This is a genomic window from Mucilaginibacter ginsenosidivorax (genome assembly GCF_007971525.1).
Taxonomy (GTDB): Bacteria; Bacteroidota; Bacteroidia; order Sphingobacteriales; family Sphingobacteriaceae; genus Mucilaginibacter; species Mucilaginibacter ginsenosidivorax.
The window spans coordinates 7,343,051-7,368,242 of the sequence record NZ_CP042437.1 but is presented as its reverse complement, the minus strand read 5'-3'; the positions used below and the strand labels follow the sequence as shown (position 1 = coordinate 7,368,242).

Genomic DNA, 25,192 nt, shown 5'->3' with positions numbered 1-25,192 from the left:
GCATGCTCGATATACTCATTATAGGCGGCGGCCCCATAGGTTTAGCTTGCGGACTGGCGGCCCAAAAGGCAGGTTTAAGTTTTATAATTGTCGAAAAAGGCTGCCTGGTAAACTCGTTATATAATTACCCTTCTACGATGACTTTTTTCTCAACTTCAGAGAAATTAGAAATTGGCGGCGTACCTTTTGTAACCGTTCATAACAAACCCACCCGTAATGATGCTTTGGAATATTACCGCAGGGTTGCACTATCCAACAATCTTCCGCTTCATTTATTTGAGGAGGTAACCAATGTAAAAGCCGAAGACGATGCCTACATTATAACAACAAGCAAAACAATATACCGGGCAAAAAGGGTTATCGTATCTACCGGCTTTTATGACATAGCGGTTAATTTAAATATCCCCGGCGAAGACCTTCCCAAAGTAAAACACTATTACCAGGACCCGCATTATTATACCTCGCAAAATGTAGTGGTGGTTGGCTCCAGCAACTCGGCCATTGATGTGGCCCTGGAAACTTACCGCAAGGGCGCCGATGTTACCCTTGTGGTGCGTGGAGCCGAGATTAGCAGCAGGGTTAAATACTGGGTACGGCCAGACATCATTAACCGAATAAAAGAAGGCAGCATCAAAGCTTATTTTAACTCCAATCTTGAAGCCATCCGCGAACATGAGGTTGATATCAAAACACCAGATGGATTAATTACAATCCCCAACGATTTTGTAATGGCCATGACCGGCTATAAACCCAATTTCGATTTCCTGAAAAAACTGGGCATTATACTGTCCGAAGATAAATTCATTCCCCAATACAACCCCGAAACTATGGAAACCAACATGCCTGGTTTATACCTAGCTGGTGTGGTTTGCGGCGGCTTAGACACCCACCTTTGGTTCATAGAAAACTCACGGGTGCACGCCGATATAATTTTGGAGGATATTGTAGCAAAAAAAGCAAGGCAGATTATTTAGTTTGCCCCTACCGGTGTTAGTCAATAGTAGTAAGTCGTAAGTCTAAAGTTGATTTTTTTCTTTTTTGCTTAAGACTATCAGGCAATTCATCATAGATGTGACACTACCTACATTCTCATCACAGAAAGCCTTCTCCCCTTCGTATTGATCTCATCAAGACCTGCAGAATTGATTGCCCTATAATTCACTGGGCAATATTCGTTTAGTAAAACAGCCCGATCAATTCATGGCAAGGCTTTGTTAAAACTAAAAAGCCAGTCAAAATCTCAAAAACCGCAATCGATTGCGAAAAATATCTCAAAAGCGTTCTTTTTAGTGTTTTTACAGCTAAAATTAATCTATTATTTATTTTTTATTAATGATCGCCTCTTCTTTTGTGTCAGTAAAATAAACCAATTATAGCACCTGCCAGCCTTCATAAAGGTTCAGGTGATTTATTAACCAACCAAATTAACACCATGTATCATTACGCACCTAACCCGCCGTAAGTATGCCGCTGCACGCGCTATTTATTGCCCTAACACGGTAACCCAAACCAATTAAACTTAACTATTAACAGAGAGACAATATGAAAAAACTTAGATACTTACTTATACTCCTCTTCCTTTTTCCGCTTAGTTTGTTAGCCCAGCAAACTTCCATCAGCGGAAAAGTCATTGATTTAACCGACGGGTCGGCACTTCCGGGGGTAAGTGTAAAAATTAAAGGTACTACAGCTGGTGCTATAACCGATATAGCAGGAAAGTTTACGCTGAATGTTGCAAATACCAACGTGGTTTTGCAGGTATCATATATAGGCTACCTTACCAAAGAGGTAATTGTAAAAGATATAAAAGGCGGTACCATCGCATTAACTGCAACTAATAAAACGCTTGATGAAGTGGTAGTTGTAGGTTATGGTGTACAAAAAAGAGCCACCATTACCGGTTCTGTATCAACACTTCAGAGCAAAGAGATTGTAACCACCAAAAACGAAAGCGTTATAAATATGCTAACAGGTAAAATACCTGGAGTGCGAATTGTTCAAACAACTGCCGAGCCGGGATCTTTTGCCAACAATTTAAATATAAGGGGTTTCACAAGTTCGCCATTGGTGGTAATTGATGGTGTAATTGGTGGCGATCAATCGACCATAGGCCGGATGGACCCAAATGAAATTGAAAGTGTTTCTGTACTTAAAGACGCGGCTGCATCTATATACGGCATAAGGGCTGCAGGCGGCGCCATTTTGATAACGACCAAAAAAGGTGGAAAAAACGGGAATATCAACATCAATTATTCAGTTAACAGTGCTATTCAAACCTTTTTAGGAATGCCCCAGGGAGTAGGTGCTGTAGACTACATGATGCTTACCAATGAAAAAGTTAAACGCGATTTTGCTAACAATTTTGTATCCAATGTAACGCCACAATATTCATATGCCGATATGAAACCGTGGCTTGATGGTACTTATAAATCGGCCGACTGGATAGGTATGGTATTCAGGAAAACAGCAAACCAATTACAGCACAATTTAAATATTGATGGCGGAAACGACAAAATCAGCTATTTCTTCAATTTTGGTTATCAAAAGCAAGATGGCGTTTTTAAAACCGGCGATTTAAATTATAATAAATATAATTTTCGCTCAAATGTTACTGCCAGTATCACAAAAGGTTTAAAAGCACAGGTACTAACATCGGCCTGGATGGATGAAAAAAACCAGCCTTATACCGACGAATGGACCGTTTATAAGTATACCTGGAACCAGATACCCATTCACCAGATTTATGCTAACGACAACCCATTATATCCTGCTGTAATGGACGACAACATGAACCCTTCCATCATTACCGATGCCAATAAAGTAGGATCAAAAAGAAGCAGAAATAAAAGTATTACCAGCCAGTTAAACTTAACTTATGATATACCAGGCATCAAAGGGTTGAGTGCCAAAGCTTTATTTAACATTGATTATGGTGTTAACGACTACAATCAAATAAAAAAGACATTCTCTTTATATACTTACAAAGCAGCCGACAATACTTACATACCAAGTGTAGTAAATTCACCATCGGGCATAACCCGCGCTTATTATACCCACTTAAATACCCTGAGCCAGGTTACTTTAAATTATGCCCATACTTTTTTTGAAGACCACAACATCACAGCCATGGCTACCTATGAGCAAAGCCATGAAACTGCCGATAACTTTAACGCTTACCGGGATACCGAAATTCCGGTAAATTATTTATTCGGTGGCCTTCAAAATTCCAATATGTACGGTGGTATGGATGCCAACGCTTTACAGGACCAGGCACACAGAAGTATTATAGGGCGTTTTAATTATGATTTTAAAGGAAAGTATCTTCTCGAATTCAGTTTTCGCCGGGATGGCACCAGTTTGTATAAACCAGGCGCCGATCAATATGGTTTCTTTCCGGGAGCATCGGTGGGCTGGGTTTTAACCAAAGAAGATTTTATTCGCAAACTGGTCTCAGATTACACCCTTTCCAATTTAAAACTCAGGGCTTCGTACGGCAAGGTTGGTGACGAGCAGGGCAACGCATTCAATTATGTTAACGGTTACACTTACCCTGTAAACAGCTACATTTTTGGTGCAAGCGCGGTAAATGGGTCGGCGCCAAAGCTTGGTAACCCTGGTTTAACATGGCCAATAAGTACTATAAAGAACATAGCCGTTGATTTTGGCTTGTTTGGTGGAAAACTGGACGGAACTATTGAAGTTTTCAGAAATGACAGAACCGGGTTACCGGCCACCCCTACGGTAGCTTTACCTGGAACGGTGGGCGCCGCTGTGCCACAAATTAATTATGAAAGCGACCGGGTACAGGGTTTGGATTTTAACCTGTCGTACAGGAACACCTTTGGCCAGTTAGGTGTAAACCTTACCGGTAACATAGGAACAACCCGCCTAAAGAAAATGAAAGTTCTGCGTAGTAATTCAGGTAACGAGTATTTAAACTGGAAAGAGAACCAAACAGACAGGTATCAGAATGTTTGGTGGGGCCCAGAGTACGCCGGGCAGTTTACCAGTTACGGTCAAATATACAATTATGGTGTAAACACAGGCGGAGGCAATAACAACACAATACCCGGTGATTATTATTATAAGGATTGGAACGGCGACGGAGTTATTGACGACAAAGACAGCCATCCTATTGCAACCACAGACATTCCGCTGTATAACTACGGTTTTACCGTAGGCTTAAGCTATAAAGGTTTTGATATGAATATGCTGTTGCAGGGTGCTGCAGGTGTTTACGTACAATATGGTGAACAATTTGCAGAACCGCTGATGTATGGCAGGAGCGCCTTAACACGTTTCCTTGACAGCTGGCACACTGCAGATCCGTCGGCAAACGTTTTTGACCCCAATACAAAATGGGTGCCTGGTTATTACCCCGCAATGGGATCGCCTGTGGCACAGGGCACTAAAGCTATACAAAACGCAAGTTACCTGCGCGTAAAATCACTGGAATTTGGTTATTCATTATCTCCAGCTATACTGAAAAGCATAGGCGTTAGAAAACTGAGGGTATATGCAAACAGCTACAACCTGCTAACATTTACCGGGTTGAAGAATTACGACCCTGAGCACCAGGGCCCCAATCCAAGAGATAACGGCGATTTCAGCAAAGCTTTTGCAGGCTACACCTACCCGATGAACCGGACTTTTAACCTGGGAGCCAACGTTTCCTTTTAAACCGCTGAGCATCTCATGAGCGCCTTTAAAAAGCTAATTATTAACGAATAACTATTGACACATGAAAAGTATACATAAATTTATTATAGCAATAACTGTCAGTGTGGGAGTTTCGATAACTTCCTGCCAAAGGCTGGATATTGCGCCAACCAATATCTTTACCCCCGATATTATATATGACAGCGAGGCCGGTGTTAAGTCGTTTTTAGCAACGATATATCAAAATTTGCCTATCGAAGATTTTAAATACCGGCCAGATCAGGGATTTAAAACCGGAGGCAACGACTGGGAAAACTTTTACAATTCGGCCTCGGTTACAGGCGAAGAAGTTGGCCCCTTTGGCGGGATGGACATTGGTGGTGGCTTTGGCTACTGGCCATATGGCGATATCAGGAATGTGAATACGCTGATAGCCGAACTGCCTAAACATGTGGCTAAGTTAAGCCAGGCAACTGTTAATACCCTTTTAGGCGAAGCCCATTTTTTAAGGGCATACTATTATTTTGGCCTGGCCAAACGTTATGGCGGCATCCCTATTATAACCGTACCGCAAGATCCCGGAGCGCCGGTAACAACACTCCAGGTACATCGCGATAAGGAACAGGCTGTATGGGATTTTATTGGTACCGAGCTTGATTTAGGTTACCAGATGATGCCCGAAACCAGTGATGCAGGCAGGGCCAACAGATATGCTGCTGCTGCCTTAAAATCAAGGGCAATGCTTTACGCAGCTTGCGTTGCCAGGTACGGTTCGGTAAACTTTGTTGATGGCCCGGCCCGTGCGCAAGGATTAGTTGGCATCCCTGCTGATAAAGCAACTGCTTATTTCCAGGCGGCTTATGATGCCGCTAAATTGCTCGACGGTCATTATTCACTTTATAATGCAAATTCAGATAAAGTACAAAACTATGTCGACCTGTTTTTGAAAAGTGGAAGCCCGGAGAATATTTTCATAAAACAATATTCTATAGCTACCCACACTGCCCATAGCTGGGACGCTACCATGTCTCCGCGTTATATGACAGCCAATGCGCTATCGCGTTCATACCCAACGTTAGATTTTGTACGGCTTTGGGGAGAATTACCGGTAACCAATGGAGATGGCACCCCCAAACGTTTCGATAACCGTGCGCAATTGATGCAGGGCCTTGAGCCAAGATTGTTAGCCACGGTTTATTTCCCGGGCGCAACTCTGAGGGGGCTTTTGTTTGATATGCAGCGGGGTATTTACCCGTCGTTTAGCGGAACAGCCGCCGCCGAAGTTGCTAAACAGGCCAATTCCCGTTCATACATACTTGCAGGCGATACAAAAACATTGTACCAGGGTAAACAGGTAATTGGCTTTACCGGTCCATGGACAGGTGGCGATGAACTAACCCGTACAGGCTTTTATGTGCGCAAATATGTTGACTATAACAAACCCCAATCGGCCGTTGACCTGAACAGAAGCGAGCAACCATGGATAGACCTGCGGTATGGCGAAATATTGCTGAATCGTGCAGAAGCCGCCATGGAATTGGGCAACACCGCCGATGCCCTAACCTCAGTTAACCTGATCAGAAACCGGGCCGGCGCAACACCTTATACCTCTATTGATTTAAATAAAGTTCGCAACGAAAGGCGTATGGAGCTTGCATTTGAAAACCAGTACTATTGGGATTTAAAAAGATGGCGCACCGCCGATGTGGTGCTTGACCGGGCTCACTTTAAAGGCCTGATGCCGTACTATGTGTTTAATGAAAACAAATACATTTTCCTTGCCGAGCCTGAATTGTTTAACCGTGAATATTCTTTCCAGAAGCAATTTTATTATGAAGGAATTCCGGGCGGCGAAATCGGAAAGAACCCTAACCTGCTCCCTAACAATCCAAATTATTAAGAATTTAAAATTTAAGAGATGAAAAAACTGATTAGCAGAATTTTGGTGGGCGTAACTATACTTGCAAGTTCTGCATGTACAAAAACCGACAACTATGATGGCCCTAATGCCTCATTTCAGGGCAATATAATTTCGTCAGAGGGTGGTAATTTGCCAACATCGGGCGGTAGCACCACAATAAAACTTCAGCAAATTGGCTGGACTACCCCGCAAACTATTCCAAGTAAGTTTGACGGAACCTTTCAGGATACCAAGCTTTTTAAAAGCGCATATAAGGTTGTGCCTACCGGTGGCGCTTTTTGGCCTGTTTATGATACCGTAACGGTGAATATTGCCCAGGGTACCAAACACGACTTTGTTGTTACACCATACATAGTTATCAAAAATTTTACTACAAGTTTAACAGGCACAACTTTAACCCTAAAGTTTGATATTACCGCCCCTGTTGTAGCAGGGTTGCCAACTATTAAAGATGTGCAGCCTTATGTAAATACAACAAAGCTGGTAGGCACAGGAGCCTCTATCAGAGACTTCTCGGATTTAAATGCCGTAACCATCAATAAAGAATTTATTGACCTGACTCCCGCTCAAAAATCAATCACCTTAACTGTGCCCAACCTTATACCGGGCCGCACATTTTTTGTACGTGCCGGGGTGCGTTTAAGCGATAGTTTCAACAGTTCAAATTTTTCAGAGATAGTACAGATAGACGTTCCTAAATAATTTAACCTTAAACCAAAAAAGGAAATGAAATTCATTAAAACAACGATGGTATGCGCCATCCTCATGGCAGGCTTTATAATTGCGGGCTGTCAAAAAGAAAAATATGTTTCGCGGGATACGTCGGGCTTAAAACCACCGCCGCCGGTTGATACCACCAAACCGCCCGTTGTTGATACATCAGTTGTAATTGACAATGCCGATAAGCTGGACGGCTGGTCAAGCGCCGGCGACGCTTCTTTAGCAACTACAGGGCAGAAAGAAGGAACTGGTTATATTAAAAACAGCATTAAAGCCGGAAGCGACTTTATGCAATTTATTAAAACCTTACCCGCCCCGGTTAACACCAAAGTAAGCCTCACCACAGGCGAGTTGGAGTTTTGGTTTTATGTTCAGGATGTATCCTTATTGAAGTTAGACGGCCAGATACAGTTTAGCAGTTCAGGCGATCCGGATAAAAACCGCATTGGCTGGGCCATGGACAAAATTATCCCAAACCTGAAAAATGGCTGGAACCATCTGGAACTTAAATTTATAGACGGGCAGACAACAGGTGACGGTGGGCCGGATTTAAAAGCTATGAACTTTTTCAAGATGTTCTTTTGGAGCGCGGCTAAGGCAACTGCAGATCAGCAATATGGTATTGACGATATAAGAGTGGCTGCCGTACCGCCGCCGGCTGATGTTGTGGTAGATAATTGCGATAGTAAAGATGGCTGGGCAAGTGCCGGCGATCCGACTTTGGCTACTTCGGGGCAAAAAGAAGGCACGGGCTATATCAAAAATAACATCACTATCGGCAATGATTTTATGCAGTTTATTAAACCACTTGCCGCGCCCATTAATACCAATGAAACGCTGGCAAGCGGCGAATTAAAATTCTGGTTTTACGTTCAGGATGTTTCCCTGCTGAAATTGGATGGCCAAATACAGTTTAGCAGCTCCGGCGATCCGGATAAAAACCCTATTGGCTGGGCCATGGATAAAATTATACCTACGCTTAAAAATGGCTGGAATCATTTAGAACTTAAATTCTCTGACGGACAGACAACTGGCGACGGCGGACCGGATTTAACTGCCATGAACTATTTCAAAATGTTTTTCTGGTCGGCGGCAAAAGCCACAAGTGATCAAACTTACGGAATTGACGATGTGCGGGTTGTAGCCAAGCCATAATGTTTAAACCACACCCCAATCAATACAATTAATTTACAATAATACCGGGGAGAGTTTTCTCTCCCTGGTATTTTAACTTACTACTAATGAAAATCTACAATTTGTTAAGTCCGCAAAGGAAAAAAAAGCCAACCCATTTGTTTACCGCGATAATTACAGGCCTTACTATTATGGCTTCATCGCACAGCTTTGCCCAGGAACAGCAATCAACGCAATCAGTAGGCAATCCCTTTGTTACTGACATATTTACCGCCGACCCATCTGCCCATGTGTGGAAAGATGGCCGCCTGTACGTATACCCATCGCATGACGTAGCCCCGCCGCGCGGCTGCGATTTGATGGACAGGTACCACGTATACTCAACAGATGACATGGTGCACTGGAAAGATCATGGCGAGATATTAAACGCAAGCCAGGTTGAATGGGGCCGCCCCGAAGGTGGTTTTATGTGGGCGCCCGATTGCGCATACAAAAATGGCACTTATTACTTTTATTTCCCGCATCCAAGCGGTACCGCCTGGAACAGCACCTGGAAAATTGGCGTAGCTACCAGCAAAAAACCGGCAAGCGGGTTTAAATCGCAGGGGTATATCAAAGGACTGGAATCGATGATCGATCCATGTGTATTTATTGACGATGATGGCCAGGCATATTTCTATTATGGCGGTGGCGGCACCTGCAAAGGTGGCAAGCTAAAAAGCAATATGGTTGAAATTGACGGGGAAATGCAAAAAATGGAAGGCCTGGAAGATTTTCACGAGGCTACCTGGGTACACAAACGGAATGGCATTTACTACCTATCCTACTCCGATAATCACGATGTTAATGGAAAACACAACCAAATGCGTTATGCAACCAGCAATACTCCATTAGGCCCCTGGGTATCAAAAGGTGTTTATATGGATCCTACTGATAGCTATACCAACCATGGTTCCATTGTTCAGTTTAAGGGGCAGTGGTACGCGTTTTATCATAACAGTTCACTCTCTCACCAGGATTGGTTACGATCTATCTGTGTAGATAAGCTTTACTATAATGCCGATGGCACTATTAAAAAAGTAATACCAACCGGCGCTATAAAAAAGTAAATAATATGAACGGGAAGACAGTTTGTACAATCCTTTTAACAGCCCTGGTGTTGGCGTTAAGCAATTGCTCAAAAAAAAGCAACACTACCAGTGAAACCCCAACAGTGGTTATTGAAGACCCTAAGGGCGACGGTTTTAAAAACCCTTTTATTACCGATATATACACTGCCGATCCATCGGCACATGTTTGGGCTGATGGCCGGTTGTATTTATACCCTTCTCATGACATCGACCCTCCGCGCGGCTGCGATTTGATGGACAAATACCATGTATACTCCACCGATGATATGGTACACTGGCGGGATGAAGGCCAGGTATTACAGGCAAGTGATGTTGATTGGGGGCGCCCCGAAGGTGGCTTTATGTGGGCGCCAGATTGCGCTTATAAAAACGGCACGTATTACTTCTACTTCCCGCATCCCAGCGGTACCGAATGGAATACCACCTGGAAAATAGGCGTGGCAACCAGCAAAAGCCCTGCAAAAGACTTCAAATCGCAGGGGTACATCCATGGCCTCGAATCGTTGATAGATCCCTGTGTGTTTGTTGATGATGATGGGCAGGCTTATTTATACTACGGCGGCGGTAACATTTGCAAGGGCGGCAAACTAAAGGATAATATGATGGAACTTGATGGCGAAATGAAAACCATGCAGGGCCTTACGGACTTTCACGAGGCAAGTTGGGTGCATAAACGGAATGGTGTGTATTACCTGTCATACGCCGACAACTTTAACGAGGCGGGTAAATTCAATAGAATGCGCTATGCAACAAGTAACAACCCACTTGGGCCCTGGACCTATAAGGGCGTATACATGGACCCTACCGACAGTTTTACCGACCATGGTTCAATAGTTGAATTTAAAGGGCAATGGTATGCTTTTTACCATAACAGCTCGCTTTCGCACAATGATTGGCTGCGTTCTGTTTGTGTAAACAAGCTTTATTACAACGCCGATGGTACCATCAGGAAAGTGATTCAGACGGATATTAACGGAGTGAAAAAATAAAAGATATAAACAAATAAAAACAAGGGACATGAGAAGAAGATCATTTAACGCGTTGCTACTAATAACGCTGATAGCGGTGAGCAGCAACTGTTCAAAAAAAAGTACCAACACCCCAACCCCACCGGTAACACCAACAGATACCATCGACCGTACCCCCTCGCCTGTTGGCGATGTAGTAGGCAAGGTAGTAGTAGGTTACCAGGGTTGGTTTGCGGCAATAGGCGACGGATCGCCGATAAACAGATACTGGCACTGGGCGCAAACCTGGGAACAGCAGCCATCAACAACTAATAAGGCCATATCAGCCTGGCCCGATATGCGCGATTATACCAATAAATTCCCAACACAGTTTGCCAATTTAGGCAACGGGCAGCCGGCTACTGTGTTCTCTTCGTTTTCAGACCAAACTATAGATACCCAGTTTAAATGGATGAAAGATTACGGTATTGATGGCGCTGCTTTACAGCGTTTTAACCCCAGCGGGTTGGAAGGCCCAGTACGTGATGCCATGGCAGCCAAAACCAAAATAGCAGCCGAAAAAAATGGTGTTAAATTTTACATTATGTACGATGTAAGCGGCTGGACAAATATGCAAAGCGAGTTAAAAACCGATTGGACGAACAAGATGTCGCAATACACCTCGTCGCCCGCCTATGCAAAGCAAAATGGCAAACCTGTTGTATGTATCTGGGGATTTGGTTTTTCTGATAACAACCATGACTTTACCGCAGCAAATTGCCTTGATGTAATTAAATGGTTTAAAAGCAAAGGTTGTTATGTTATTGGAGGTGTACCTACAAACTGGCTTACGCAAACCAGCGATTCGCGCCCCGATTTTTTAAATACATATAAAGCGTTTGATATGCTTTCGCCATGGATGGTTGGCAGAATTGGCAATGCCAACCAGTCCGACGGCTTCTTTGTAACCATTAATAAGGCCGATCAGGCCTATTGCAATGCCAACGGCATTGATTACCAACCCTGCGTACTGCCAGGCGATTTATCCGCCCGTCAGCGCGCCCACGGCGACTTTATGTGGCGCCAGTTTTACAACATGACCAGGGTTGGTGCACAAGGGATTTATATCTCGATGTTTGATGAATATAACGAAGGCAACCAGATAGCCAAAACTGCCGAAAGCCAGGCATTTATACCGGCAGGCTCGGGCTTTTTAGGGCTTGACGAAGACGGCACTGCCTGCTCTGCAGACTACTATCTGAGGCTTACCGGCGATGGGGCAAAGATGTTCAAAAAAATAATTCCGCTTACGCCAACAAGGCCTACAAAACCTGTTTTGTAACAAAAGTTACCTATCAAAAAGAGGCCGCCGAAACCAATAGTTCCGGCGGTTTTTATTTTAAAAGTTATTGGGAAACTATTTTGAGATTTTTTTTGAAAAACACTGCCGGATACCTTATATTTTTTTTTGTTTGTGCAGCCAAAGTACACCCTTACAAGCAAATAAAGAAATATTAAAAAAGTTCCCCAGGCAGTGCTTTCATCTGCATTTAGCCCAGTTTTTTTAAGTAATTCACTTGTTCCCAAAACTTCCTGATCGTTTGTTGCTCAAAATGCCCCCCCTTAATGAGGGTTAAAAAAAAGTGCGCCCGTATCTCACCCCGGGCACACTGGTTACCAAATACCTGGTAACATCAACTAAACCCCGGTTATTTTTTTACCGGCGGTGGTACATTTCCCTGTAAAGGCAGCTGCCGCCTAAGCATTTTGGCGGCATAACCCGTTAGGTATAAATAGTAATCATTAGGAATATCATCTTCATATTTAACAAACGTGCTAAGCCCAACCGGAGGATTCTTAGACGCTTTAAGTATAGCTGTGCCCTCATCAACCTCATCAAACATGGCCACATATAGCATGCTTGCCCCACCATTAATCGCACCGTTAATTTGCTTCCAGTAAAAGCTTCCCCGGTTGCGCGGGATTTGGTTTTGAGGTGCCCGCGGATTCATATTATGCCAGCTGAACCCCGGGAAAATTGTAGGCACATACTCAACCTTGTTTACTTTGCACCAGGCAATATCATCCACTATCCGGGACTGAAATTTGGGATAAGCTTCTTCGTTAAAACGGCCTACAAACCAGGGATGTACAATATCCACCTTACGCAGCAGATCATGCAGGTGTTGATCTTTCTCGGTATCGTTTCCAAAATCGCGCCAATAGGTTGGTACTCCAAGCAGCACGGCACATCCGCCATAAACCGGGTCATTTTTAAAAAAATCGACGATTCGTTCAGCTTCGGCAAGGCCATATTTCCTATTGTCGTTAAAACCTACACCCCAAACCGCTATCAGGGGCTTCCCGTTGTGGTATAGCCAGGTTTGCTTGTTGCCGCGGTTGGTTAATTTCATGCTGTCAACCAAATGTTTCCAATCCTTTATTACCAGTGAATCGCCTCCGGCGTCCATCCCCGACAGATCGTACATTACCGAAATTGCCCTATGGTATTTTTCTGAAAACTTAAGTGCGTTGCCCAAAACCACATCATTATGGTTGCGCCCCCTGCCCCGCTGCACATCGCCGATAAAGCGCTGTACAAATACACCGTCTACGCCATATTGCTGCATCCATTCAAAATGGGTTTCAACCGAAGAGGCATCGTATGAACTATAGAGGTATGTATCGCCGTCATCGGCCAGTTTAAAGGGCGATTTATAGGTCTTTTTATATTCGCTCACATCGGGCCATATATCAATGTTGGTGAAACCAGGTTCAAACTTGCCATGTGATACATAATGGTTCCATCCCCGGCCAGCCCCATCTTCAGGAGCATTGAACCAACCCTGGTAGCCAGCCATTACCAACCCCTTATAACTTTTAAATGCCGATGTTTTGCTGTGTTTCTGGCTAAAAGCAACAGTGCACAACAATAGTAACAGGATAGTAAATGCTCGTTTTTTCATCAGGATAGCGTTTGATATGTTGTACTGCTGTCATCCTGAGGAACGAAGGATCTATTTTATACCTTGCAAGTCCACTTTACAAAGTTCGCGAACAGATGCTTCCTACCTCAGCATGCCAAGGTTTTAGGGGAATGTTTTAACTTATAACATCAGATACCCCAGTTTTTATTCGGCTTTGGCCCCATTTCCAGTTCGAGCGTTCCGCCGGAAATTAGTTGTTCATGCGTAAACCATGGTTTATTCAAAACTTCGCCGTTAAACTTTGCGCTTTGGATATACTTATTAATCACCGAGCAGTTATTTGCGATCATCTTAAACTGCTTACCATTTGGCAAACTAATGGTAACTTTACTAAATACAGGGCTTCCAATAGTATATACAGGTTTGCCGGGGGTAATTGGGTAAAAACCCATAGAGGAAAATACCACAAAGGCCGACATACCGCCGCCATCTTCGTCGCCAGGAATACCGAATATGTTATCCTTATACCATACGTCCAATAAAAAGCGGATTCGTTTCTGGGTTTTCCAGGGCGCTCCTGCATAATTATACAAGTACGGAATATGGAAACTTGGCTCGTTGCCCATAGAGTACTGCCCTACCAGGCCTGTGGCGTCTGGGAATTTAGCCCAAAACTGGTACTTACTGCGATCAAGGCTCTCGCGAAAGGTTTGATCCAGCTTAGCCTCAAAATTTGGTTTGCCACCCATTAAACCAATCAATCCAGGTATATCGTGCTGTACCTGCCAAAGGTAAGTCCACCCGTTGTTCTCATCATAAAAGTCGCGCCCGCCAAGGCCGCCATCAAATTTGGGGTCTATATTTATCCAGTTGTCATCTTTATCCTTTGGGATAAACATCTTTTTGTCATCGTTCCATAGATTTTTATAGTTAGATGCTCGTTTTGCAAATATCGAATGATCATTTGTCTTATTCAGTTCAGTGGCCAATTCTCCAACAGCCCAATCATCATAGCTTCCACCCAATGTAACAGCTACTGCCTGTCTTTTCTCGAATGAATGTACCAGGCTTACGGTTTCCTTTTCGCCTTTTTGCAGGGCAGGGAAATATCCTTTAGCATAGTAAAAATCGTCCAGTTCACACTTAGCGCCGTTTTCCCAGGGCAGCATAGTGGCCTGTGTTGCATTTTTCAGAATACCTTCATATGCCTTTTCTACATCAAAACCACGAATGCCTTTTCGGTAATCATCTAAAAACATCACTGTAGAGTGGAAACCATTCATACAGGGGTTGTCGCCAAACAATACCGGGAAGGTAGGCATCCAGCCGCTTTGCCGGTACATATCCACATAGGAGTTTAACATATCCGATTCCATGGCCGGGTTTAGTATTGATCTGAGCGGATGCAATGCCAGGTAAGTATCCCAAACCCAGTCATCTACATAAAAAGGCCTGTTGCTTTCATGTACCTTTTTATCGTAGCCACTGTAATAATGCCCATCCTCATTAATATCAACCATACGCTCATTGCTTCGGTACAACGCGGTATAAAATGACCGGCGTTGGGCTACCGTACCGCCTTCAACCTGCACCTGGTTGATGACCTTTGCCCATGAGTTTTTAGCGGCCTGCATTAAAGTTGCGAAGTCGCCTCCGGTAAATTCATCCTTAAAATTTTGCTTTGCCTGTTGTGCGCTTACATAAGATATAGCGTACCTGAATTCAATATTATCCGGAGCATCGCCTGAAAATGTAATAAATGAACGGGCATCCTTACCTTCAATTGATGTTTGTTTGGTTAAAACGCCATCCTTAATTACTCCAGCTATTCCTTTAGCACTAAACTGACCATAAACATATACTTTAATGTCGTCATGATAGGTTTCAGTGCCGGTTACTTCATTACCGCCAGTAAAATTCCAACTGGCGGCACCATCATTATATACATTAAAGAGGATGCTTTTAACGGCTGTTTTTGCAGGAAAGGAGAATCTGTATATGCCCACTTTTTTGCCTGGTGTAAACAGCACAGTAATATCCTTATCAATAAGATAGGTGGAATAGTACCATGGCCGTGTTATTTCCAAATCGTGATCATAAGGCATTTTCTGATCCCAGGAGTCGGCAGTAAGTGGTTTATCATCCGGTTTTATGGCAAAAACTTCGCCCAGCCTGTGCGAAACCATATTGAGCGGAAAGCTTGAGATTTGATCATCAATATAATCGGCCCGTTTAGGGTACATCCTGATCATCTGGTTGGGCAGGTGCATGGTGGGCCGGGTGGGCTCCAAAAGTTGGCCCACATTACCAATGCGCGGGTCAATGTATTCTAAATTACCATCGGCGCTTTGCGCGTAACTTGTACCAGTGAGTGTAACACTCAATAATGCACATAACATAACCGACTTTAACAAGCGGGAAAAATGATTAACCATCTCAGAAAATTTATATTTGGTTTATGATGCCAAAATTGCCTATAATGCTTAATGAACTATTAATAATTGATTAATCAGCAGGAAAAATAGCTTTTGTAACACATTTATTCGAGAATTGAATTAAAATCGCGGTCAAAAGCTTCTCCATAAATTGTTTTATACTCTTTATTAAAGCTCTCGAAAGTATTTTTTGCCAGCGAATGTTTACCAATGTGCGCAAGAGCTTTACATTTCAATATCATGGCCTCCTCGTTTACGGGGTCGAAGTAGAAAATATCATTGGCCAGTTTTATTAAAAACTCAGGATCGTCGGCAATTTGAACACTGTTTGCAAATTGAATATAAGAGTCGATGATTTCGTTAGACACTTCGGATTTAAAAGCATCAAGCCACTCATATTCGATGTTCGACAAAAAATTGCCCCTTTGGGTAATATGGGTAAGCTGGATTATTCGTTGCTTATTCAGCCTGGTTTTGTTGCATACAATATTCAGGTAATTGTGATAATCAACCAATATATTGGTGTAATCAATCTCTATCTTCCAATAACCGGTATCCTTTGATAAATGGCAATGCCCCATTTTATCGAGCAGCGATTTGAGTTTTGCAATATTTACCGAGCGATTGTTACGTGCGCTTTTTTCTGATTTATCAAACCAAAGGATCTCGTTCAACTTTTCGGAACTTACCCCCCTATCCCGTTTTACCGAATACAGTAATATAACAAGGAATAACTCTTTTAATAAAGGTGTAAAATATTTGGTTATCTCGTTACCATCAGGCGTAAAAAGCTGAAGATCGCCAAATAAAAATATCGCGTTCTTGTTACTGTTTCGCAAATGTTCACCCTCTTCTGCAACATCAGGCACGGCATAATGGGTAATTACAGGTAAATCATTAACAACATTAGACGGTATCGGGGGGATTACTTTTTTACGCCGACGGATACTAACAGTAGCGAACGCTAAAACTACACCAGCAGCGCATAAGCCGCCTATCCATAAGAAATAATTGACGTGGCTAATCTCAACAACCTTATCTGCCAATGGCTCCGGCGGGCTTAACAATGAATATATCTTAATTCTTGTCCGATCATTTTCCCTGAAAAGCGTTACAGCCAAAAACTTACCGCTGTGCGGAAAATACCCCAAATCGGCATAGGAGTGAATATCATGAAAAAGAAAAGGAATAGTATCACCTACCAAATGATAGCTTGCCTTATCCAACGATCCCTGGATAAGCTGAATACTTGAATTGAATTTATGCTGAGGGAAAATGAGCCCATAGTACGACCGGCTTTTTTCGTTGATGACTAAAGAGTTTGCAAATACAAAATCCTCATCTTTAACATCGATAGTAAACAGTTTTTTAAAGGATTTGTCCTTTACCGAAAACCGCATCATATCGTATAAATTACGCGGGTTCACTATCTGCTGCCCTGAAGCACTGCCGTAACCACCTATTACATAGGCGGTATCGCCGGTTTTGTTAACACCCAGGCCCGCCAGGTAACGCGGAGTAAAGGTATCGCCTTTCACCGTTATTTTTTTCCAGCTATTGGTAACTACGTTATAACATTTCACACTATCTTTATAAATCAGCTGGCCATAGCCGCCAATAGTATATATACAACTATCTGTTTTATTGTAAAACTTATTCAGATGCCCGTTATTGGTTGCCAGGCTTTTGAATCCTTTATTCCACCGCCCGGTTTTAAAATCATAGGTAGCAACGGCCATCTGATCGATATACAAATAATATAGTTTGTCGTTACCAAACAGCGCCTGGTCGCCAGGCACCAACAATTGCCTGCCCGAATGGTAGGCTGTGCTTTTTAATTGCGGAGTTTTATTCACCGAAAACGTGACTAATGAATCCTGTGAGATTATATTAACAGCCTCATTGGCTGCGTCAAAGGCAATACTGGCATCTCCCGGCACTGTAAACTCCTTTTCCATTTGCCAGTTACGATGGCGTGCTTTTATCCATAATGGGTTTGTTATTGTTCCGTTATTTTGATTCACGCTTTCATTGGCTACACAACCCTCCCATTCGTTAAGTGGCCAGTTAGCCAACAGTGTGCCGCTTTGCGTTACATTAACATCCCTTAATTTTAACGGTGGAAGATCGGTTGTCTGGTATTGGCGGTAAGCATTGGCACCAAAAAGCAGTTTGTAATTTCTACTTTGCTGCAGGTGTACACCCGACTCCGAAAATGACTCCCGCCCGGAGAATATGGTTATCTTATCATACTTATAGTCAATCAACAAGCGTAATTTGTTCCAACGCTCAAACAACAGTTTGTCGTCTATATTAAAGGAGATTTTTGAAAGCCGGTCGCCAATGATGATCTTAAAATGCCGGGTGTTGGCCTGGTTATCATATACTAAATCAATATTTTGTTTATGATCATCAACAATCCTCAATATATAACCAAAATAGATTTCATGATTGGGCATAAAAGACAAATCGAATGAAATTTCGAGGTTTTCTTTTGGGGAGACATTACTCAGGCTTAAATCTAAAGTTGTACGTTTATCCTGCACCACTTCGTGGCTATAAAACCCAAGCCCATACGATTGCGCATTAACTGGCAATACAAATAGGATATTTAATATAATAACCGTTATAGTTCCCGATAAAAAAAATCTCATGTTGGTAAGTACACATTAAGCATTAAAACTTATGTACCCGGCGTATAGTTTATAATTCAGGTTATAAAACATGCAGTATAGTTAAGTTACATGTGATGCACCGGCTAAATTACAATAAAAACCATACAGATTCAAGGAATATAACTTTATATAAGGCCATAATGCCATTGAAATTTGAGCCAGATAACTGGCATAAATTTAACAAATAGCAATACTTATTTAACATTAATTTGCCTATTGTTTAGCGCACCTGGTGTCCGGCTACCTGCAAAACAAAATCAACAATAAGAGTTGGATTTGGCAGACTGAGAGGGTGGGATTATTCTCACCTACACTAAATTTCATCCTGTTTTATTATCGTTTCGTCATATCAATTACGTCGGCTATGCGGCTTTCAGGAATAACTTTCAGATTAATGAGCTTCCCATTTACAACCTTTCCTTCTACAGTTGTGTTATATGGCGCGTTGAGTTTAAAATCGGCATCCCAACCAAGTGGCCATGCAGGTAAAAGCATTATTTTTTTACCATCAACCTGCATTATCATTTGCTGCAGTCCGTTTTCGCCATTGCCGCCGTTATCTTCATCGGGCATATAATCATTGGCCTTATCCCAAAATGCAGGAAACTTAAGGGCAGGGTCTTTACGTGTAAGGGCAAAACTCACATATTCTTTAGCCACATCGGCCTGGCCTAACATAGCTGCCTGTATGGGGTCTTGCACCCAACAGCCTTTTGAACGCTGTTTACGTGTATTAAAAGTATTTACAGCTACGTCCAGGTCCGGCTTTCCTAAGCCATAGATACGAAACGGGTATATCGCATATAATTCGGGGTTTTCACTATTGAATGATTTTGCTGTTTGAGGACCTGTATAAGGCAGCAATACCATTTTCTCATTAATATTAAATGTCGGCAATGGTGGCAACTCGTTATAGAGTTTTTTCCATTGCGAAAGTATTTTTTCGTCTACCATACCGGCGGGTAACTTTATCATCCGGCTAAGCACAGCATGCAGGCCGGCAATATCAGGCGCAGGGTTGTGTACCTTCCAAAACATTTCTATCGCGTTATCCGGATCGAGCAGTAGTTTTCCTGTGGTGTCGCGGCTAAAATGCTGGTCAAAAAACTGCAGCCCGGCGGTCGCAATTGGCAATAATGTTTCCCTGGCAAATTTAGTATCACCTGTGTATTCAAAGTAGTCAAGCATCATCATGCTTAACTCCAGTATGGGCGTAAAGTAGTGATTGGTATAATTTGCTTTCACATCGGGGCCCATAAAATTCAGGCCACCCCAAAAAGGCGAGGTCTCTGCAAAATACGCACCTTCATGATGATAATATTGCTGAACCTGCGCGGTATTAGCCGGCAAAATATTAGCGTACATTTTAAACAATGGCCGCATCATATCAAAATCGCCGGCCATAAGCCTCGGCCAGTACATGGCCCTGGTATTTTGAAACCAATACTGCCCACCCCATGCACGGAAGTCGGCATTCTCATCTTTAGCAGGATTGTCTACTACGAAAATAGACCCATTGAATTTTATAGGATACGCTCCCCTGCCCGCGCATGCGGTAACAAAGCGCTGCAAAATATAACCTTGTGTAACATTGTAAGCTTGGGCATCGCCGCTGATAAATACCCGGCTACGTTGCCAAAACTGTCGCCACCATTGCTGGTGGGTCAGCCGCGTCTGTTCAAGTTTTAGTTTTTCAATCTGGCTCACTTTCTCTTCAAGATCAGATAACCACTGATGGCCACTGGTTGAAACCGACGTTAAGGGATAAATAGAGATCAATTGTGATTTAACCTTTTTCCCTGACTGTAGCGTTACGCTATCAATATTAGCGAGTCCTTTTCCTTTAATGATAGCCCCAAATGTAAGGTTGGCCAAATGAGCATCAGCAGTAGACAAATTATGATGATACCACGCAATGCGGCTGTTTTGATTGTGTAAGATGGTATCTGTTAAACCCGCACGCCAGTTTTCGAGTTTTACCTTTACAGTTGTTAAGCCCGCACTTTGTGTTTCCACCCTTATTACCGGGTTATTGGCGTCAACCCAAACACGCAAGGTTACTGCCGAGCTGCCTTTTCCTTCCTGTATTACTATTTCGCCTGTTTTTAGCTTAAGCACCTGCTTAAAATTCAAACTATTAGCAAAAGCATCAGGGCTTACAGATACTCTAATAGCGCCCAGTTTCATCAAAACCCCACCCTGTTTCATCCACTCATCCTTTTGGGCGTCTAACTCGCCTCCCCAGGCATCGGTTTTGCTGATGTAGAAAACCAGGTCGCCACTCTTCTCGACCCAAAGGTTCAGGCCAATGTCGCCGTTTCCCAAAGGCATCGATTGGGCCGAACCAGGTCCCGGTGTATCCCAGCTTACATTATATTTATCAAGTAACGTATCAACAGGAAATTTCGGTTTAGCAAACCCTGTAGCTATCGTAAAAATCAGGAGTATATTAGTTAGTATGAAGGCTTTCTTATTCATTGAGTATTAATTGTCAATACAAATAAAGCTACATAACTTAATAAACCATTAAAAAAGCATTAACAATGAATGCCTGGCTTACCCAGACTGCTCATCAGTAAAAATAAGCCGGCGCGATTAGTTTTTTTAGCTGCAATTCAGATTGTAATAAACAGTTGGAAAAGGCCGCTGTAATAGCTACTACGGCCTTACCGCCCAGGCCAATCCATCCGCCCCACGTATGTCGATATGCCCGGTTACTTCCAACGTTTTCAGGTTTATTACCGCAACATAGTTATCGCCTGTGCAACCTATAAACGCGCGCGATCCGTCATCATCTACCAGGATGCCCGCTGCTCCATGACCGGTATTAATGCGTTTCAGTTCCCGGTGCGATGCTGCATCGTAAATGAACAAATCACCCGTTCGAAGGCTCGTAATCAACACCCGCTTGCCATCTGGCGTAAATTTAAGCCGGTTAGCCCCAATAACTTTGGCGTCAATTGTACCCGTTAGCTTTTTTGTAGCAATGTCGATGATAGAAATAGTACCATCATCGGCACCGGCTGTCCACAATTCACGGCCATCAGGAGATACGTCAAATCCTTCAGATCCTTTAGCTACCTGAATAACAGTTTGCACCCAGTCTTGATGTGCCGGCGGTGTGAATCCCATTGGAGAAGGAGCAGGTTTGAGCAGGCTATCTATCAAAATACTTACAGTTCCTGCCGAAACGTTTGTGGTGTAAACTTGTTTCGCGTTACTGGTTACGTAAATCATATGTGTTCTGTCCTGTCCCGTTCCCATAGCCCAATCGAATTTACCAGTGGCGGGGTCATAGCGCCCAACAGCTTTAGTCCCCTCTGCGGTAAACCAAACCTTTCCCCCGGCAAATGCGAGGCCGTGCGGCCCCATGAATGGCCTGGTATCAATAGCGGGCAATGGCTTTTGGGCCACCAGATCAACCACACTTAGTTCATGTAGGCTCCCGCCGCCGTAAATCGAAACATAAGCTGTCTTCCCATCGGCTGATGCAATAACTTCATGAGGGTCTGAACCAACAGGAACACGTGCGATAACCTTCAGTGTAAGCGGGTCGATGATCGCCAGGATATGGTCGGCTTTTGATAATGCGAGGAGTGAACGCGGTGGTGTAGCCTGCGCTATGCATCCTGTTGCGGCAAAAGTTAATGCAGTGAACAGCAGACCTACGGAAAGTAATTTAACCGGGCTAAACTTCATATTTTCGAGAATTTGGGTATACTTGGGATGGTGCATATGATTCACAGATTGATGTAAATTAATAATTCGGCTATATGTGGTTATCGCAACAGATCAGACGCAATGATCTGCCAGGAAACAAATATAACTAACCTCCATAAGCTTTCATTACTCGTCCTGGATGAATCGACGATAGCCCAAATACCACAGACGGCTGGTTACTTTTCATAGACCAAAGCCAATATCAAATAGTAAAAATATAGTTGGGATCGAAACTACAAAGCCTTTCCGGGGATGGGAAAGGCTTTGTAGGTTACCTGGATTTCTTATTTGACAGGCGTTATAATAATATTCCTGTAATCTATCGGCCCATGATCGCCCTGTATCAATATTGGGCCGGGCTCGCCTTCCTGGCTGTTTATTGCTCCGCCGGTTATTCCGGGGATTACCTGGTCGCATATTACCGTTTTTCCGTTGGCCACAATAGTTACCATTCTGCCAACCAGTGTAATGTCATATGACTGCCACTCACCTGGATTTTTCGCCATCATTTTATTGGGCGGCAGGAAGCCATAGATTGAACTGAACTGGTTGTTTATAGGTTCAGGATCGCCACTTTTTGTATCGATAACCTGCAATTCATACCTGCCCCTCAGGTAAACGCCGCTATTGCTTCCCTGCGGATATCTAAATTCAATGTGGAGTTTAAAATCAGTAAAAGTTTTGTCAGTGATCAGGTTAGCTCCTGAATGCGGGCTTCTTAAAATTCCACCCTCGGCTATCCACTGATTTTTGCCGTCGGCATGCCAGCCCTTGGTGTCTTTTCCATTAAATAATTTCACAGGCGAAGCCCAAACCGGGCTTTTAGCCCTGATAAGTACAGGAGCGCGAACACCCGTAAATTCATAGCTTAGGCCGTCGGTAAAAACCATCGTGCCCTTTAGCTTATCGCCGCTCACTTCAAATTGAAAATCCATGTTGCGGGTTCCTTCCTCCCATTGCGGAGGAATAGAAAAGCTATATTTACCGTTATCGGGCTTAACTTCCGAAATCGGGCGGGCGCTTCCAAAAGCATACACAAAGCGGCCAATCAGTGTGTGAGTGCCTGATTTTTGCACCTCCAGCCACGAGGGTAAACTTTTACCTCCTTTGGTTATGGTGATATCCCACCTGCCAATTACATCAGGATCTTTCTTTGGTTCCGATTCACCGGCTGATACTTTAAACGCCGAAAGAACTAATAACAACAGCATAATTTGTATTTGAAAAAAATGGCCAATTAACTTGGTGCTCAACATTGTAAGGTTTTTCATACTTTACTTTAGCTATTTATAGGTTTAAAATTTTCGCTTGCTTGCGATGATGCTTGAAAGTTAGTTTTTTTATTTTTCTTTATCTAAATTATTTGATTGACACCCCGGGGCAAACGCATTTAATTGGGTTAACATAACTTAACACATTTCAGAAAAAATATTTATAAATATTTAACAATCAATATTTTATATTTTATCATGGTTAACATTAAACTGATGTATCCCGCAAGTCAAACGCATCCTATATTTGCGCCTGTTGTTGTCCAATACTGGTGCTGAAGGGACTTTGAATAAACAGGATCACGCAACAAAAACAAGGTGTCGTTTAATGCCTATATCTCCCTACGCCATAAGCTCGTTCCATCAGCTATACTCTGTTAAATGTACAAAGCCCGAATAAAAACTTTCGTTTTAATCCGGGCTTTGATGCCTGTGGCAATTATACTATTTATAGCTTTTATTTATCGGCTACGCAACGAAAACCAAGGTGCTCCATGCCGCTATCCTCGGTACTTTTCATCCGGCGGGCAACACGGTAACCCGAACAATAACTATCGTTGCACAGGAATGATCCGCCACGAATTACCCTCTTAATAGCATAAGGCTCATCGGGGTCAAAGCTTTTTGTAGCCCCTGTTGGATTTTTAACGCCCCCCGGCCTGTTAATTGTTTTGTAGTAACCGTTATTATAATAATCGGCGCACCACTCCCAAACATTACCTGCCATATCGTATAAACCATAACCATTAGGTGCAAAGCTGGAAACAGGTGCAATTCCATAAAATTTATCTTTAACGGTATTATTATCGGGGAAATGGCCTTGCCATGTATTGGCTTTTATCTTACCGGCATCAACAGGCTCGTTACCCCAGGGGTAAACCTTGTTTGGCAGACCTCCACGCGCAGCCCACTCCCATTCGGCTTCTGTAGGTAAACGTTTGCCCGCCCATTTGCAATATGCTACAGCATCGTACCATGAAATGTGTACTACCGGGTAGTTATCTTTCCCCTCAATGCTGCTTTTAGGGCCATGCGGATGTTTCCAATTTGCACCTGTTTTCCAAACCCACCACTGACTATAATCATTCAGATCAACCGGGTGATTGGGCGCGCTAAACACCAGCGATGCAGCTACCAGCAAGCTGTCGGCCGGCTTGGCTGTTCCGGGAGGTAATTGTTTTTTCAACTCGTTCCAATCCGGTTTTTTTTCGGCCGTTGTAACGTAGTGCGTAGCTTTTACAAACCTGCCAAACTGGGCATTGGTAACTTCGGTTACGTCTATCCAAAAACCGTCTACCGTAACCTGGTGTTTTGGATATTCATCTGGCGATGCCTGTTTATTATCGCCCCCCATTTGAAAAGTACCTGGCTTAATAAAAACCATTCCCTGGTGAGTGTTGTTCGCGTCGGCTTTTTCTAACAAAGCGGCCTGGCGCCCGGCCAGCGACGGAAAACGTGCCGGGATATTAGATTCGCAGCAAATGGCCTTTTTTTTGACTGGTATTGCCGGCTTAACAACAACGGCTGCGGCCACCGGTTTTGGTTTGCACGATGATGCCGAAAAGCCAACTCCTAATATCATCAGGCCTAAGCCTGCGCTATATATTTGCCTGGTTTTTATTCTTAATCCCTTCATTACCGGCTCAGTTATTT

Annotated in this window: 15 protein-coding genes; 8 read left to right on the top strand and 7 right to left on the bottom strand. The window is 43.2% G+C overall.

The window, feature by feature from the left end:
• Positions 1–2: 2 nt before the first annotated feature.
• From FSB76_RS30205 to FSB76_RS30170, 8 genes are all read left to right on the top strand, one after another.
• The gene (locus FSB76_RS30205) at positions 3–974 is read left to right on the top strand and encodes a YpdA family putative bacillithiol disulfide reductase (protein ID WP_147060172.1); all 972 of its coding nucleotides are present in this window, start codon (positions 3–5) and stop codon (positions 972–974) included.
• A gap of 568 nt (positions 975–1,542) precedes the next feature.
• On the top strand, positions 1,543–4,680 hold the full coding sequence (locus tag FSB76_RS30200) for a SusC/RagA family TonB-linked outer membrane protein (RefSeq protein WP_147060170.1): 3,138 nt from the start codon (positions 1,543–1,545) through the stop codon (positions 4,678–4,680).
• Positions 4,681–4,741: 61 nt separating this feature from the next.
• The gene (locus FSB76_RS30195; RefSeq protein ID WP_147060168.1) at positions 4,742–6,559 is read left to right on the top strand and encodes a RagB/SusD family nutrient uptake outer membrane protein; all 1,818 of its coding nucleotides are present in this window, start codon (positions 4,742–4,744) and stop codon (positions 6,557–6,559) included.
• 18 nt (positions 6,560–6,577) lie between these two features.
• The gene (locus FSB76_RS30190) at positions 6,578–7,282 is read left to right on the top strand and encodes a DUF3823 domain-containing protein (RefSeq protein WP_147060166.1); all 705 of its coding nucleotides are present in this window, start codon (positions 6,578–6,580) and stop codon (positions 7,280–7,282) included.
• A 24-nt stretch (positions 7,283–7,306) separates the two neighbouring features.
• On the top strand, positions 7,307–8,455 hold the full coding sequence (locus tag FSB76_RS30185) for a hypothetical protein (RefSeq protein ID WP_147060164.1): 1,149 nt from the start codon (positions 7,307–7,309) through the stop codon (positions 8,453–8,455).
• An 86-nt stretch (positions 8,456–8,541) separates the two neighbouring features.
• On the top strand, positions 8,542–9,543 hold the full coding sequence (locus tag FSB76_RS30180) for a family 43 glycosylhydrolase (protein ID WP_225976359.1): 1,002 nt from the start codon (positions 8,542–8,544) through the stop codon (positions 9,541–9,543).
• 5 nt (positions 9,544–9,548) lie between these two features.
• A complete protein-coding gene (locus FSB76_RS30175) occupies positions 9,549–10,553 on the top strand; it encodes a family 43 glycosylhydrolase (RefSeq protein ID WP_147060162.1) in 1,005 nt (334 codons plus the stop codon).
• 28 nt (positions 10,554–10,581) lie between these two features.
• Positions 10,582–11,853, top strand: coding sequence for a glycoside hydrolase family 71/99-like protein (locus tag FSB76_RS30170; RefSeq protein ID WP_147060160.1), 1,272 nt, complete (start codon positions 10,582–10,584; stop codon positions 11,851–11,853).
• Between the two features lie 367 nt (positions 11,854–12,220).
• Here FSB76_RS30170 and FSB76_RS30165 read toward each other — a convergent pair whose 3' ends face one another.
• The 7 genes from FSB76_RS30165 to FSB76_RS30135 all read right to left on the bottom strand — a co-directional run bounded on the left by FSB76_RS30165 (position 12,221) and on the right by FSB76_RS30135 (position 25,175).
• The gene (locus FSB76_RS30165) at positions 12,221–13,477 is read right to left on the bottom strand and encodes a glycoside hydrolase family 71/99-like protein (RefSeq protein ID WP_147060158.1); all 1,257 of its coding nucleotides are present in this window, start codon (positions 13,475–13,477) and stop codon (positions 12,221–12,223) included.
• Positions 13,478–13,626: 149 nt separating this feature from the next.
• On the bottom strand, positions 13,627–15,837 hold the full coding sequence (locus tag FSB76_RS30160) for a GH92 family glycosyl hydrolase (RefSeq protein WP_225976358.1): 2,211 nt from the start codon (positions 15,835–15,837) through the stop codon (positions 13,627–13,629).
• Positions 15,838–15,977: 140 nt separating this feature from the next.
• Positions 15,978–18,527 (bottom strand): Kelch repeat-containing protein, encoded by a 2,550-nt coding sequence (locus FSB76_RS30155; protein WP_147060154.1) that lies wholly within the window; start codon positions 18,525–18,527, stop codon positions 15,978–15,980.
• A gap of 354 nt (positions 18,528–18,881) precedes the next feature.
• Positions 18,882–21,026: a DUF5703 domain-containing protein gene (locus FSB76_RS30150; protein ID WP_147060152.1), complete on the bottom strand. Its 2,145-nt coding sequence runs from the start codon at positions 21,024–21,026 to the stop codon at positions 18,882–18,884.
• Positions 21,027–21,206: 180 nt separating this feature from the next.
• Entirely contained in the window at positions 21,207–22,283 is a 1,077-nt protein-coding gene (locus FSB76_RS30145; RefSeq protein WP_225976357.1) for a YncE family protein, read from the bottom strand.
• 269 nt (positions 22,284–22,552) lie between these two features.
• Positions 22,553–23,539 (bottom strand): 3-keto-disaccharide hydrolase, encoded by a 987-nt coding sequence (locus FSB76_RS30140; RefSeq protein WP_225976356.1) that lies wholly within the window; start codon positions 23,537–23,539, stop codon positions 22,553–22,555.
• 457 nt (positions 23,540–23,996) lie between these two features.
• On the bottom strand, positions 23,997–25,175 hold the full coding sequence (locus FSB76_RS30135; protein ID WP_225976355.1) for a formylglycine-generating enzyme family protein: 1,179 nt from the start codon (positions 25,173–25,175) through the stop codon (positions 23,997–23,999).
• Positions 25,176–25,192: the final 17 nt, after the last annotated feature.

Bases quoted from the DNA above. Each gene is read 5' to 3' on its own strand.
- FSB76_RS30205 (WP_147060172.1), top strand. From the start codon at position 3: ATGCTCGATATACTCATTATAGGCGGCGGCCCCATAGGTTTAGCTTGC.
- FSB76_RS30200 (WP_147060170.1), top strand. From the start codon at position 1,543: ATGAAAAAACTTAGATACTTACTTATACTCCTCTTCCTTTTTCCGCTT.
- FSB76_RS30195 (WP_147060168.1), top strand. From the start codon at position 4,742: ATGAAAAGTATACATAAATTTATTATAGCAATAACTGTCAGTGTGGGA.
- FSB76_RS30190 (WP_147060166.1), top strand. From the start codon at position 6,578: ATGAAAAAACTGATTAGCAGAATTTTGGTGGGCGTAACTATACTTGCA.
- FSB76_RS30185 (WP_147060164.1), top strand. From the start codon at position 7,307: ATGAAATTCATTAAAACAACGATGGTATGCGCCATCCTCATGGCAGGC.
- FSB76_RS30180 (WP_225976359.1), top strand. From the start codon at position 8,542: ATGAAAATCTACAATTTGTTAAGTCCGCAAAGGAAAAAAAAGCCAACC.
- FSB76_RS30175 (WP_147060162.1), top strand. From the start codon at position 9,549: ATGAACGGGAAGACAGTTTGTACAATCCTTTTAACAGCCCTGGTGTTG.
- FSB76_RS30170 (WP_147060160.1), top strand. From the start codon at position 10,582: ATGAGAAGAAGATCATTTAACGCGTTGCTACTAATAACGCTGATAGCG.
- FSB76_RS30165 (WP_147060158.1), bottom strand. From the start codon at position 13,477: ATGAAAAAACGAGCATTTACTATCCTGTTACTATTGTTGTGCACTGTT.
- FSB76_RS30160 (WP_225976358.1), bottom strand. From the start codon at position 15,837: ATGTTATGTGCATTATTGAGTGTTACACTCACTGGTACAAGTTACGCG.
- FSB76_RS30155 (WP_147060154.1), bottom strand. From the start codon at position 18,527: ATGAGATTTTTTTTATCGGGAACTATAACGGTTATTATATTAAATATC.
- FSB76_RS30150 (WP_147060152.1), bottom strand. From the start codon at position 21,026: ATGAATAAGAAAGCCTTCATACTAACTAATATACTCCTGATTTTTACG.
- FSB76_RS30145 (WP_225976357.1), bottom strand. From the start codon at position 22,283: ATGCACCATCCCAAGTATACCCAAATTCTCGAAAATATGAAGTTTAGC.
- FSB76_RS30140 (WP_225976356.1), bottom strand. From the start codon at position 23,539: ATGAAAAACCTTACAATGTTGAGCACCAAGTTAATTGGCCATTTTTTT.
- FSB76_RS30135 (WP_225976355.1), bottom strand. From the start codon at position 25,175: ATGAAGGGATTAAGAATAAAAACCAGGCAAATATATAGCGCAGGCTTA.